Source organism: Protofrankia sp. BMG5.30, from assembly GCF_001983005.1.
In the GTDB taxonomy this organism is placed as follows: Bacteria; Actinomycetota; Actinomycetes; order Frankiales; family Frankiaceae; genus Protofrankia; species Protofrankia coriariae.
The window spans coordinates 209,061-221,334 of sequence record NZ_MOME01000010.1 but is presented as its reverse complement, the minus strand read 5'-3'; the positions used below and the strand labels follow the sequence as shown (position 1 = coordinate 221,334).

At 71.2% G+C, this 12,274-nt stretch carries 9 protein-coding genes; 7 read left to right on the top strand and 2 right to left on the bottom strand.

Features of this window, described 5'->3' with window-relative positions; all coding sequences use genetic code 11:
• The first annotated feature begins 112 nt into the window (after positions 1-112).
• Positions 113-1,417, top strand: a complete 1,305-nt coding sequence (locus tag BL254_RS06280; RefSeq protein WP_047222422.1) for a nucleotide sugar dehydrogenase — start codon at positions 113-115, stop codon at positions 1,415-1,417.
• A gap of 414 nt (positions 1,418-1,831) precedes the next feature.
• Here BL254_RS06280 and BL254_RS06275 read toward each other — a convergent pair whose 3' ends face one another.
• A complete protein-coding gene (locus BL254_RS06275) occupies positions 1,832-2,308 on the bottom strand; it encodes a helix-turn-helix domain-containing protein (RefSeq protein WP_076842767.1) in 477 nt (158 codons plus the stop codon).
• Positions 2,309-2,609: 301 nt separating this feature from the next.
• On the opposite strand from BL254_RS06275, the gene BL254_RS06270 reads away from it, so the two are divergent.
• From BL254_RS06270 to BL254_RS06250, 5 genes are all read left to right on the top strand, one after another.
• On the top strand, positions 2,610-3,110 hold the full coding sequence (locus tag BL254_RS06270; RefSeq protein ID WP_076842766.1) for a hypothetical protein: 501 nt from the start codon (positions 2,610-2,612) through the stop codon (positions 3,108-3,110).
• Entirely contained in the window at positions 3,111-4,571 is a 1,461-nt protein-coding gene (locus BL254_RS06265) for a hypothetical protein (RefSeq protein ID WP_076842765.1), read from the top strand.
• 47 nt (positions 4,572-4,618) lie between these two features.
• Complete coding sequence (locus BL254_RS06260; protein WP_076842822.1) at positions 4,619-6,157, top strand: VWA domain-containing protein; 1,539 nt, start codon at positions 4,619-4,621, stop codon at positions 6,155-6,157.
• 99 nt (positions 6,158-6,256) lie between these two features.
• Positions 6,257-7,369 carry an AAA family ATPase gene (locus tag BL254_RS06255; protein WP_047222419.1) on the top strand — a complete coding sequence of 371 codons (1,113 nt, stop codon included), beginning with the start codon at positions 6,257-6,259 and terminating at the stop codon, positions 7,367-7,369.
• 29 nt (positions 7,370-7,398) lie between these two features.
• Positions 7,399-10,605: a hypothetical protein gene (locus BL254_RS06250; protein WP_254857841.1), complete on the top strand. Its 3,207-nt coding sequence runs from the start codon at positions 7,399-7,401 to the stop codon at positions 10,603-10,605.
• A gap of 653 nt (positions 10,606-11,258) precedes the next feature.
• On the opposite strand, the gene BL254_RS26880 is transcribed toward BL254_RS06250, so the two are convergent.
• Positions 11,259-11,423 (bottom strand): hypothetical protein, encoded by a 165-nt coding sequence (locus BL254_RS26880; RefSeq protein WP_157180430.1) that lies wholly within the window; start codon positions 11,421-11,423, stop codon positions 11,259-11,261.
• A 175-nt stretch (positions 11,424-11,598) separates the two neighbouring features.
• Between BL254_RS26880 and BL254_RS06240 the strand changes: the two genes are divergently transcribed.
• Positions 11,599-11,919, top strand: coding sequence for a hypothetical protein (locus tag BL254_RS06240; protein ID WP_052914457.1), 321 nt, complete (start codon positions 11,599-11,601; stop codon positions 11,917-11,919).
• Positions 11,920-12,274: the final 355 nt, after the last annotated feature.

The window sequence follows — 12,274 nt, the reverse complement described above, 5'->3', positions numbered from 1 at the left end:
GGGGTCCGTGTCGGATGCCCGTCGGGTGCCATCTGGTGGCGGTCTTCAGGTTGTGACGCGACACGGGGCATGCTTCCGCTTTGACCTCGATTCGATATGTCACTCTCTGCTTATGAATATTTACGGAAAGCTCGTCGTGGTGGGGCAGGGCTACGTGGGTCTGCCCCTGGCGATGCGGGCCGTCGAGGTCGGCTGGTCCGTGGTCGGGATCGAGGTGGACGAAGGGCGGGTCAAACGGCTGAGCAACGGTGAGTCCTACGTGGAGGACATCCCGAGCCTGGCCGTCTCCGAGGCCATCGACAGCGGCCGCTACCGGGCGTCATCGAACTATCAGGACGCGTCCGAATTCGACGTCGCGGTGGTGACCGTCCCGACCCCGCTGCGTGAGGGCATCCCGGATCTTTCCTACATCGAGAGCTCCGGGCGCAGCCTCGGGCCGTTACTGCGGCGGGGAGCCACCGTGATCCTGGAGTCCACGACCTATCCCGGCACCACCGACGAGCTGTTCGGGCCGCTGCTGGAGGAGACCTCGGGACTCGCCGCCGGGGAGTCGTTCTTCCTCGGCTACTCGCCCGAGCGGATAGACCCCGGCAACCCGAGCTGGAACCTGGTCAACACCCCGAAGGTGATCTCCGGCATCGACGAGCGGTCCCTGCGGGCCGTGCGGGCGTTCTACGACTCGATCGTCGAGACGACCGTGCCGGTGGCCTCGGTCCGCACCGCCGAGCTGACCAAACTGCTGGAGAACACCTTCCGCCACGTCAACATCGCCCTGGTGAACGAGCTGGCGATGTTCGCCCACGAGCTCGGGGTCGACGTGTGGGAGGCGATCGAGGCGGCGTCCACCAAACCGTTCGGCTTCCTGCGCTTCACCCCCGGCCCCGGGGTCGGCGGGCACTGCCTGCCCATCGACCCCTCCTACCTGTCGTGGCGGGTACGGCGCAGCCTCGGGCGCAGCTTCCGTTTCGTCGAGCTCGCCAACGACGTCAACGACCACATGCCCGACCATGTCGTGCGCCGGGTTCTGGAGATGCTCAACCGCCGGCGCAGCGCGGTCAACGGCAGTCGCATCCTGCTGCTCGGGCTGGCCTACAAGAAGAACACCGGTGACGTCCGGGAGTCCTCGGCGGTGCGGGTCGCCGCGCTGCTCGCCGGGCTCGGCGCGGACGTGCGGGCCGCGGACCCGCACGTTGACGCCTCCTGCCTGCCGTCGGGTGTCGCCCTGGTCGAGGCGGACGCCGAGGAGGTCGCCGCCGCCGATCTCGTGATCGTCCTGGTCGACCATGACGCGTTCTCCCGGGAGCTGGTGGCCCGCCGCGCCCGCGCCGTCCTCGACACCCGCTGCTGGCTACCCACCCAGCGCTCGGGACACCACGACGCCGCACCGCCCGCCACCGCCGAGGTCGAACTCCTCTGACCCAACCCGACGACGGCCAGCCGCGGCAATCAACAGCCAGGTGGATGATGGCCGAGCGGCGCTCGGCGAGTGACGCGTACAGGTGTACGTACAGGTGTAACAGCCATGCGGTGGACGCGGACCGAGCCGAGCCTGGAGCGCCGGTCAGGTAGCCATACGTATCCGTTACGAACGGCGTGGCCAGCGTGGCCGGCCAGGGAGCGGCCGGCCAGGGAACAGCCCGGACCGGTGGGCCGCGCGGAGCCCGCTCGACGTGCGGTTCGCGATTCTGGCAGCTCTACCTCGTAAGAATGAGTGCGGAAACGGCTGCTACAGCAACCACTTACATACTCGTTCTGGTGATCGCGAGGCGTAACAGGCTGTCGCGCAGGTGCATGGGGAACAGGACGCACGTGTCGAGCAGTGCGGCGAAGGTCATGGTGCTTCCGTGCGGCGGTAGGGCCTGTCGGTCGCGCGGTAGCCGTCGAGCTCCTCGGCGAGGGCGACCAGTTCGTCCATGGCGGCCTCGCGTGCGGTTCGTCGCCGTTCCTGGTAGGAGAGCACGTCACGCAGGAGGACTCGGCGGTGACGGCCTGGCTGGGTGTAGGGGATCCGCCCGTCGTCGAACATCCTGACCAGGGTGGGACGGGAGACGCCGAGAATGTCGGCGGCTTCCTGCGTGGTCAACTGTTGGTGGTGGGGTGCGATGGTGACCGCCTGGCCGTGGGCCATGGCGAGCACGACGTGTTGGAGCACCTCGTAGACGGCCGCCGGTAGCGGGGTGCGCGATCCGTCGGGTCCGATCAGCTCGGCGTGGCTCTCCGCATGGCTGACCTGTCCRATGAAGGCGACCAGATCGTCGAGGGACTCGTCTGGGGGAAGGACGGTGCGTTCGGTGACTCCAGCGTCCATGATCTTCCACTTCCCGTACCGGCGTAGCCAAAATTCGAACGAATCGAAAGACGGTATGGATCAGTTCGCTGGGACGGCACCGCGGATGTTGATGTGGGCGAAGGTATCCGCGGGCTGCCCGTCCCAGCTCTGGTCGCACACTGGCACGTGGTTGCTCCGGGTCGCCGTGTAGCCCATTCCGATCTGTCCTGATCGCCCCGGTTAGAACTGTCGGACCCCCGCGATACAACAGCGGGCAGACCGGGCTGATCGGTAGCGACCGGTCGGTGACGGCCGGTCGAGCGACGGAGGTCGATGAACGGTGGCGACGGGTGACGAGGAGCGGCGCAGCACAGGACGGGTCGGGGYGCCCGTCCCGCCCCGGGCGCTGGCGAAGGTGCCTTTCGTCGAGCTGGCCGACGGACGGCTGCAGGGGGTCGTGTCGAGCGGCTCGGACATCGAGCGGGTGTACGTCTCGTCGATCGCAGCCGGAACGCACGCGTACTACTGCAGCACGAACAACAACCGGCCCTGCGGCGGGCTCAACACCTGGGCGATGTGCAAGCACCTCCAGGCGCTCGTCGACGCGGCGGTGCTCCAGTACGGGGCGGACCGGGTCGCGCGCTACCTGCGCGCCGACGTCGGCGACGGCGCGGCGTCGGCCACCGGCCTGATCGCCGGCCTGAGCGGGCAGCAGGAGAAGCAGCCCGCGGCGACCGTCTTCAGCGGCTTCCTACGACATCTCGGCTACCTGGAGCGGCCCGACATCGCCGGGCCCGTTCCCGAGCTCGACTGGTTCCCGGCGGAACGGGCGGTGCTGTAGATGCGCGCGACTCAGCTGGGTGCGCTGACCGGGTCCGTGCCCGGGGGCGTCCAGGCGACCCTCGCGGTGGTGGACGGGTTCGACGACGCTCTGGCCGACGGCCTCGGCCGGCTGAGCCCGTCGGCCGTCGACGCGCTCGAGGCCCTGGCGGGCGCGGTAGCGGCGACCCCGCTCGGCCCGCGGGCCGCGGAGGCCGTGGAAAAGATCGTCGTCGGGTCGGCCGGTGACGACGCGCTGGTGGCGTTGGCCGGTGCCCGTGCCGCGCTCCTCGGCGCCGCACACGACGCGCTGCTCACGGGCTTCGACATGGCGCTCGGTCGAGACCGGCTGACCTGGGACGCCGGGCCGGAGGGGAACGGGCTGCCGGCGGCCGGCGCGTCCGGGCCGGAGGGGAACGGCGTGCTCGCCGGCTGCCGGTCGTGGCTGCGCGAGCTGGCGATCACCGGCTGGCGCGGCGTCGACGACGAGCTGGTCTCGTCGAGCTCCCGGGCGCGCGAGGCCGCGTGGGCCGAGGCGGGCCTGCGCCGGCTGGCGGTGCTCGTCGACGGCCTGGCCACCGAGCTGCGGGCCTCCTGCCCGGTGGAGGCCGCGGCGCGGCTTCCGGTCCGGCGCTGGGCCGACCTGTGGACGCGCGCCCAACTGCTCGCCTGGCGAGGTGGCTGGACACCGGACGCGGACACGGCGGAGCGGGTGTCCGGTCGGCTGCTGGTGCTCGGCGCCGAGATCGCCGAGCACGACACCGCTGTCCGACTCCAGGTACACGGGATCCTCGAGGCCACCGGCGGCGCGGACGCGCCGCCACGGCTGGTGCGCGCCGGGGTGACCGCCGCGAAGGTGGACACGATCGTCGGGCCTGCGCTGTGGCACCTGCTGAGCGCCTACCCGGTCCTGCTGGGCGCGCTCGCCGAGCACCGCGCGGTCGAGATCGTCGAGATGGCGCTGCTCGAGGGCTGCGACCTGGTGTGGCGGGAGGACGCGGCGCGGCTCGCCGACGCGGCGGACCCGTTCGTGACCGCCCGGGTCCTGCTCGGGAGGGCGGTCGCGCCGGCCGCGGTGCCGCTGGACCGCCACCCCGTCCGGATCGCCGAGCCGGTGCTCGTGGAAGATTACGCGGCCGCGTTCGACGCCGAGCGGCGGACGGTCACGCTCGACCTGGGCGGGGCCGTCCTCGACGTCGACGTCAGCCCGGTCGTCGCGAACCCGGCGGCGAGCCATGGCCCGCTCACTCCCGAGCTGCTGGCCGCCTCGTCCGCCTGCCTCGGGCTGCTGCGCTGGGACGGCGGCGCCTGGCGGCTGCGCCCACTCGCGGCCCAGGCCGTGGTCAGGCGTAAGCCGGCGGCGGTGCACGTCGGTGACTGGGCCCTCGGGGTCACCGATCCGAAGATCGAGAAGGCGCACGCCAGGAACGGCGACACGGTGGCTGTCCTGCGTGAGCGCGCCGGGAGGCTGCTGCGCAAGTGACCGCATCCACGAACGTGACCCGGCAGATCCGGCAGACCCGGCAGACCCTGGCGGGGGAGGCCGGCCCGTTCGACACGGTCGCCGAGAACCGGCGCCAGGTCCTGTACTGGCGGCTGCTCTCCCGGATCTTCGCCGTGGACGAGCAGCTCGCGCTGGAGTCGGCGAGCCTGGCGATCGTCGACGATCTCGACCTGCCGGCCGCTCTCCTGGACCCGGYCGTCTCCGTCGACACCGTCGTGCAGCGCTTCCCCGCGCTCGCCGCCGATCTGCTGGGCCTGCTGGGCCAGGGCAGCGAGACCGCGAACAGCGAGACCGTGGACGACGAGGTCGCGAACGACGGGACCGGAGGAGAAGACGACGCGGTCGAGACCGACGTCGCCCTGGCCGGGAGCGGGCCGCCGCCAGCTGGTGGCGCGACGGCCGACGGCGGCGCGCCCGCGGCTGAGGCGGTGGGCGGGGCGGCGGAGCCGTCGGGCGGGGCCGGCGGGGCTGGCGCGGCGGCCGAAACGGGCACGGGGGTCGGAATGGACGAGGTGCGGCGCGCCGTGCTGGTCTCCAAGCTGCTGCTCAACGTGTTCGCGACCGGGTCGGGCAGCGTGTCGGCGACCCAGCTGTCCGGCTGGCAGTCCGACGCGGAGTGGCTGCGGCGGGCGCTCGGGCCGGGGGCCGGCGCGGGAACGGGCACCGGCGACGGCTTCGAGCTGAACGGCACGCTCGCCGACGTCGAGGCCGATCTGGTGCGCCGCATGCACCTGCGCGAGGTGCTGGCGAACAACGCGCTCGCCAGCCGGCTCATCCCGAGTATGTCGCTGGTCGAGCAGTTGCTGCGTGACAAGCACAACCTGTCCGGCGTCGCGCTCGCCAACGCGAAGGCGCTGATCCGCCGGTTCGTCGACGAGGTGGCCGAGGTGCTGCGCACCCAGGTGGAGAAGGCGAGCGTCGGGACGATCGACCGCTCCGTGCCGCCGAAGCGGGTGTTCCGCAACCTCGACATCGACCGCACGATCTGGAAGAACCTGCCCAACTGGAACGCCGAGGACCAGCGCCTCTACGTCGACCGGCTGTACTACCGGCAGACCGCGCGGCGCACCACGCCGGCCCGGCTGATCGTGGTCGTCGACCAGTCGGGCTCGATGGTCGACGCGATGGTGAACTGCACGATCCTGGCGTCGATCTTCGCCGGGCTGCCCAGGGTGGACGTCCACCTCGTCGCCTACGACACCCGCGCGCTCGATCTCACCCCCTGGGTGCACGACCCGTTCGAGGTCCTGCTGCACACCCGCCTCGGCGGCGGCACCGACGGCACGGCCGCGATGACGCTCGCCCGTCCGAAGATCACCGATCCGCGCAACACGGTGCTGGTGTGGATCTCGGACTACTACGAGTCCCACGTCGAGCAGCTGTTCGCCTCGTTCGAGGCGATCCACCGCTCGGGCGCGAAGTTCATCCCGGTCGGGTCCGTGAACAGCTCCGGCCAGGCGAGCGTGAACCCCTGGTTCCGGCAGCGCTTCAAGGACCTGGGGACGCCGGTCATCTCCGGTCACATCCGCAAACTCGTCGTCGAGCTGAAGAACTTCCTGGCCTGAGGACGGCCGGCGCTGTCACCCCGCGCGCCGTGCCTTCCCAGCGTCCTTTCCCTCCCCCATAATCCCTCCCCCGCAAGCCGACACCGCAGGAGAACCTCGATGACCGAGATGCTGCGTGCCCCCGCCGAGGTCAAGTACGCCGACGAGCTGGACTGGCTGGAGTCCGTCGACGACGGGCCGAAGCCCTACTCGTGGCGGCTGAGCCCGCGCATGGTCCGGCTGTTCGTACTCGGCTCCCAGAAGTCCGACAAGCTGGGCCGCCAGGTCGACCAGAAGTGGTTCGGTGACGCCAGCCTGGTCGAGCGCGCCGTCGTCACCCTCGCCTCCGACCGCGGTCTGCTGCTCATCGGCGACCCGGGGACCGGCAAGAGCTGGCTCGCCGAACTGCTCGCCGCCGCCATCAGCCGCGACTCGACACTGGTCGTGCAGGGCACCGCCGGTACCACCGAGGACCACATCAAGTACTCGTGGAACGTCTCGATGGTGATCGCCCAGGGGCAGTCCCGCGAGTCGATGATCCCATCGCCGATCATGACGGCGATGGAGCGTGGCGTCATCGGCCGCTTCGAGGAGCTGACCCGCTCGACCAGCGACGTCCAGGATGCGCTGATCTCGATCCTCTCCGAGAAGTACGTGTCCATCCCCGAGCTGGACAACGACAACGTCGTGTTCGCCAAACCCGGCTTCTCGGTCATCGCGACGGCCAACAGCCGGGACCGGGGCGTCAACGACCTGAGCTCGGCGCTCAAGCGGCGCTTCAACTTCGTCCGGATCCCCGTGGTGACGAACAGGCGCAGCGAGGCGGACATCGTCCGGTTCCGCACCGCCGAGCTGCTGCGCCGCCACCAGATCGAGCTCGACCTCCCACCGACCCTGCTCGACATCCTGCTGCAGAGCTTCGCCGACCTGCGCACCGCCGCCGCGTCGGCGACCAGCGACGACGAGAAGCTCGAGTCGGCGCTGTCCACGGCCGAGCAGATCGGCGTCCTGGAGGACGCGATCCTGCACAGCCAGTTCTTCGGCGAGAAGCAGCTGCACGCCGGCACGCTGGCGAGCTCACTGGTCGGCTCCCTCGCCCGGCGCAGCTCCGAGGACCTCGCCATCCTCAACAAGTACCTGCACGGCGTGGTCGAGCCACGGGGCAGGAAGGACGGCGGCCTGTGGCCCGAGTTTCTCGAGGGCGGGCGCCAGGCGATCGCCGTCCTGTCCTGAACATGGCGACGGAGAGGAGCCGGGACGCCATGAGCACCCTCGCCGACGACGGGCTGGCCGACGACGGGCCGGCCGGCGTCGCGCTGGCCGGTGACGCGCTCGCGGGCGTGCCAGGTGGGCCCGCGGCGGACGGCGCCGTGGCGGCGGGCCTGGACGGGCCGTTCGGCCAGCTGCGGGCGCGGCTGGTGGACGCCGCGGCGGCTTTCGCCGCGGATTCGGCCGCGCTCGCCGAGATCCTGGCGGGCCTGGTCGACGACGTCGCCTGGGCGCTGGCCGAGCCGCTGGAGATCTTCCCGGTCTGTCACCACTCGCCGGCCTCCGCCCTGGCGATGGCCCGGCGGCTGCGGGAGAAACGGCCCAGGGTCATCTACCTGGAGCTCTGCGAGGACCTACGGCCGATCCTCGGCGAGCTGCGCAACTGCCGGCTGCCGGTCGCCCTACAGGCCTTCGCCCACGAGCTCGAGGGTTTCCCCGCCGGCGTGGGGCCGCTGAGCGTGGTCGCCCCGATCACCGAGGCGTCGGCCGAGCACCAGGCGATCGCCTACGCGCTCGAGACGCCGGACGTCGAGCTCGTGCTCGTCGACTGGTCGGCCGACCACCTCTTCCAGTGGGAGAACCACCACCGGCCGGACCGGGCCGACGGACCCCCGGGCCCGGCGCCGACGGGCACGGGCGAGCCGGACCATGGTGGCCCGGACCATGGTGGCCCGGACCAGGACGGTGAGGAGGCGGCGCTGCACGGCGACGCCGTCGGCGTCGAGCTCGGCGACCTGCGGCCCCGGTTCGCCGAGCTCGAGGAGTTCCTGTTGCGCCACGGCCGGGTCCGGCACTGGTCCGAGTGGTGGGACCAGTACGTCGAACAGCCGCTCTCAGACGCCGACCACGGCACCTACCGGCAGGCCCTGGCGCTCGTCGGCAGCCTGTTCCGCCGGCTCACCCCGGCCGGGGACGGCAGGCTCGCCCGCGACGAGGAACGCGAGCGCCACATGTGGACCCGGATTCGGGAGCACCTTGCGGCCTCCGGCACCGACCGCGACGACTGCCTGTACGTCTGCGGCGCCTTCCACGCCGTCAGCCGCGTTCCCGAGTTCGGCACGACACCCTCGTCGTCCGGCCCCGTTGAGCACAGCCAGGTCGAGCATGGCCAGATTGAGCACGGCCAGGCCGAGCACGGCCAGGAGGCCGCCGCGGCGCCGGTGGCGGGCTACGAGATCGGCCCGGTGACACCGACCAGGTGGCTGTACGGGCTCATCCCGTCCAGCAACTCCGCGATCGAGGCCCAGTTCGGGCTGGCCGGCGGCTCGGTGTCGATCGCCGCGGCGACGTGGGCGAAGGCGCTGGCCCGCTCGGGCGTCGCGCCGTTCCGGCTCGCCGGCCAGCCCGGCGCCAGCACAGCCAGGAAGGCCGGCGCCGGTGCCGCGAGGAAGGGCGGGCGGACTGCGAGGCCCCGGGCCGCCAGCCCGGCCGCGGGCAGCGCCAACAGCCCGGCCGCGGGCGGCGGGCCCGGGACGGACGCCGAGCGGCTGTCCGGCTTTCTGGAGCGCCCGCCGGCGCTGGACGGGATCGACGAGGACGAGCTGCTCGGCTGGTGCGTCGACATCGTCCGGCTGGCCCGCCGCAACGGCTACCTCGCCAGCACGGCCGACGCCATCGCCGTGTTCGAGACGTCGATCCTGCTCGCCGGCCTGCGCAACCGGGCCCGTCCCACGCCGTACGACTTCCAGGACGCCGCCGTCACCTGCATCGAGAAGGACGTCGTGCCCGGCCGGCGCGACGTGCGCCGGCTGTGCGAGATCCTGCTCGGCGGCGACCGGGTCGGCCAGGTCGGCTACGACGCCCTCCCGCCGCTGGCCCGCGACGTCCACGACCGGCTGACCCCGCTCGGGCTCGACCTGTCCAGACGCACGGTGCAGCGCGCCCTGCTCGACCTGACCGCTGCCCCTGAGCTCGCGCCCTGCTCCGATCTGCTGTGGATGCTGYGCTATCTGCTGCCCGACGGCGCCGTTCGCCCGATCCTCGGCGTTCGCCGGCTGGGGGAGCGGTCGACGCAGGAGAGCTGGGACCTGTCGATCGGTAAGCACCAGCGTGCGCTCATCGAGCTGGGCTACGAGGCGGTCACCGTCGAGCAGGCCCTGGAACAGCGGCTGCGCCGCACCGCCTGGGATCCGAAGGCCACCACGGCCGTCGCGCTCGCCGCCGTCGAGGACGCCGTCACGTTCCTCGGCAGCCGGCGGCTGGCCGACGAGCTCGGCGCCCACGCTGTCGAGTTGCTCACCGGCGAGCGGACGGTGGACGACGCGCCGGAGGTGCTGCGCCGGATCCGGCGGCTGCTCGACCACTACCGTGTCACCGAGCCGGCCGCCCTGCCAGAGTGGTGCGAGCGGTTCGTCAAGGAGGGCTACGCGCACTACTGCACCCTGCTGCCGACGGCGTTCACGGCCGACGACACCGGCGTGCGCCAGGTCGCCTCCATGCTCGGCTTCCTGCTGACGCTGGAGAACCTCGCGCTCGCGCTCGGCTGTGACCGGGCCCAGCTGGAGCTGGCCGTGCGTCAGTCCCACCCGCGGGAGCCCGAACGGACGGCGCTGCTGTGGGCCGCGCAGACCCGTCTCGGCCAGCTCACCCCGGCCGAGCTGCGGGCCCGCTGCGACGACCTGCTCACCAACCCGCTGGTCACTGGCGCGTTCCCGCGCTACCTGGCCGGCTTCGTGCAGGCTCTGGAGCCGGTGCCGACGCTGGCGCCGTTCGTCGTCGAGATCATGTCCAGGGCGTTCGCCCGCCTGCCGGACCGGGTTCTGCTCCCCTGGCTCCCGACGCTGATCACGACACTGCGCGACCACGCCGGCGAGCACATGCCCACGCTGGTGCGGGAGGCGGGCCGCACGTTCCCGGGGGCTCTTCCCGCGCTGGACGCGTGGACCGCCCCCTGGTCGTCCCGGCCGCCGGCCCCGGCGGCCGACGCCTCGACCGCCGGGGCGCGGGCCGGCGGGGCCGACGCGGCGCGGGCCGCGCGGCCGGCGGCCGGCCTGGTACCGGACCTGCTCGTCGCCCACCCGGCCACCACCGACGCGGTGGCGACGCTGCTCGGCCTCGCCCCGGCCTGGCCGGCGACCGCCGCGCCGGGCCAGCCCACGCCCGCCGGCCGAGACGACGGGGCCACCCGGGACGGGGCCATCCTGCTGCTCGACCGCTACCCGGAGACAGCGGCCGCGGTCACCGGCCTGCTCGCGCACTGACCATCTGAGCGCTGGCCATCTGAGCACTGGCCACAGGACGGGCCAGGCCACGCCGACTGCCGGCACGGCCTGGCCGRCGTCCTCGCTCGAGACACCACGGCGCCGCACCGGCTGTCACAGCCGAGATCGAACTTTCCCTGCTCCTGACTCGGCAACCACGCCAGCGGACAGCCACCGGACTCGGGTGGCGATCCGACGGCTCTCCAGACGTCGATCCATTCAGCGGGAGTTTCACCAAATAATACAATCACTGTATTTTCTGGATTGTCGGAACGGCTGACGACGGCGCGTGGGAGAGATGACGCGTGGAAGAACGGTATCTACCGCTTGTATATGTCATGTGTTCCGATCCACAGCAAGATCATGCGCGCATGTCCAGGCCGCACAGGTAACCCATACCGCCACAGAGCACGGCCGTTTCGCGCCCACGTCATCTTGTTGACACCGGGGAGAGACTGGTAACTCTTTACACGTAGTGAGGGATGGAACCGTCCGGYAGCCAGCCCTTCGTGGAACAGCGCCACCGCACGCCGGAATGCGGCCTGATCCACGGCGCTGAGTCGGTGGAACTCGGTGAGAAACCGGCTCCCCGGCTGGAAGGTGGGCATAACAAGCACGGTAACTGTTCCGTGCCACGAAAAAATTGCCGGGGATCAGCTGACCTGCGGGTGCTCGACAAGCTCGCCCAGCAGGTCGTCGAACGCCTGGAAGCCCATGCAGACGATGGCGTCGTCTGTCGTCTCGCCAGACTCTGCGACAGCAGCGACTACGTCCGGTGGAGCTTCGCCCACGACTTCGTGTGGCTCTGGGACTGCCACACCGTAAATCTCCATCCCTACACGCTATTCCGATGTAGACGCAGACGTATGTGGGGGCTGGTGAAAGCCCCGCGGATCGCGGATTCTGCCGCGGACGGCTGGTGCCGCTCCTGAGCAGTTCGGTGACCGCTGGGAGCGCCCTGGTCGGACACCTGGACGCCGCCCCTACCACTGGATGTTCACGTTCGAGAACATCGCCGAACCGCACACTCTGGTTGCGTGCTGCCAGGACCGGCTACGCCTGCCCATCCCGGTCGCAGAGCTCTATCTTGTGACCCGACGCCTCGCTTTCACCGACCGGATCGCCAGCGGGGGACTCGACGCGGCCATCCGCGACGTCGCCTCACGGGCATCCCCCCGTTCACGTCGACCGTCGGGCCCGCTCGCCGGCTCATCCGGCGCCGTTCGGTTCGGTGGGCGGCCTGGGGAGTTGGCCGTCTCCGTACGTGAGAACATCATCGACGCCACCGCCGCCGCACTCGCCCCTCGGCGGTGATCATCGAATCGTACCGATTCCGGCCTCGCGTTMCGGTCTCACGTCGGGATCATCTGCTGCGACGTCCCCACGGACGCACGCCCGGCCGTGTCCACGGCCGAGAAGCTTCGGCAGCTGCCACCGGCCCGGGTCGGAATCGACGCCGTCGCCCTGGTCGCACTGTGCCGCGCGGGCTGCGCATGCCTGTGGGACGCCGTGGTCCGGCTACTGCTGTCGGGACCTGTTCCACGATCGTAACCAAAGGTAGTATGTCAATTCCTGTAGGTTAAGTTTGCTGGTGGATGTGGATGTGGTCGGTTGCGCTGCCGGTCCGTTTCGAGGCGAGGGAGCCGAGACAGCGGCCTGGAGAAGCACC

Excerpts from the sequence above, each read along its gene's own strand:
- BL254_RS06280 (WP_047222422.1), top strand. The coding sequence starts at position 113 with ATGAATATTTACGGAAAGCTCGTCGTGGTGGGGCAGGGCTACGTGGGT.
- BL254_RS06265 (WP_076842765.1), top strand. The coding sequence starts at position 3,111 with ATGCGCGCGACTCAGCTGGGTGCGCTGACCGGGTCCGTGCCCGGGGGC.
- BL254_RS06255 (WP_047222419.1), top strand. The coding sequence starts at position 6,257 with ATGACCGAGATGCTGCGTGCCCCCGCCGAGGTCAAGTACGCCGACGAG.
- BL254_RS06240 (WP_052914457.1), top strand. The coding sequence starts at position 11,599 with ATGTTCACGTTCGAGAACATCGCCGAACCGCACACTCTGGTTGCGTGC.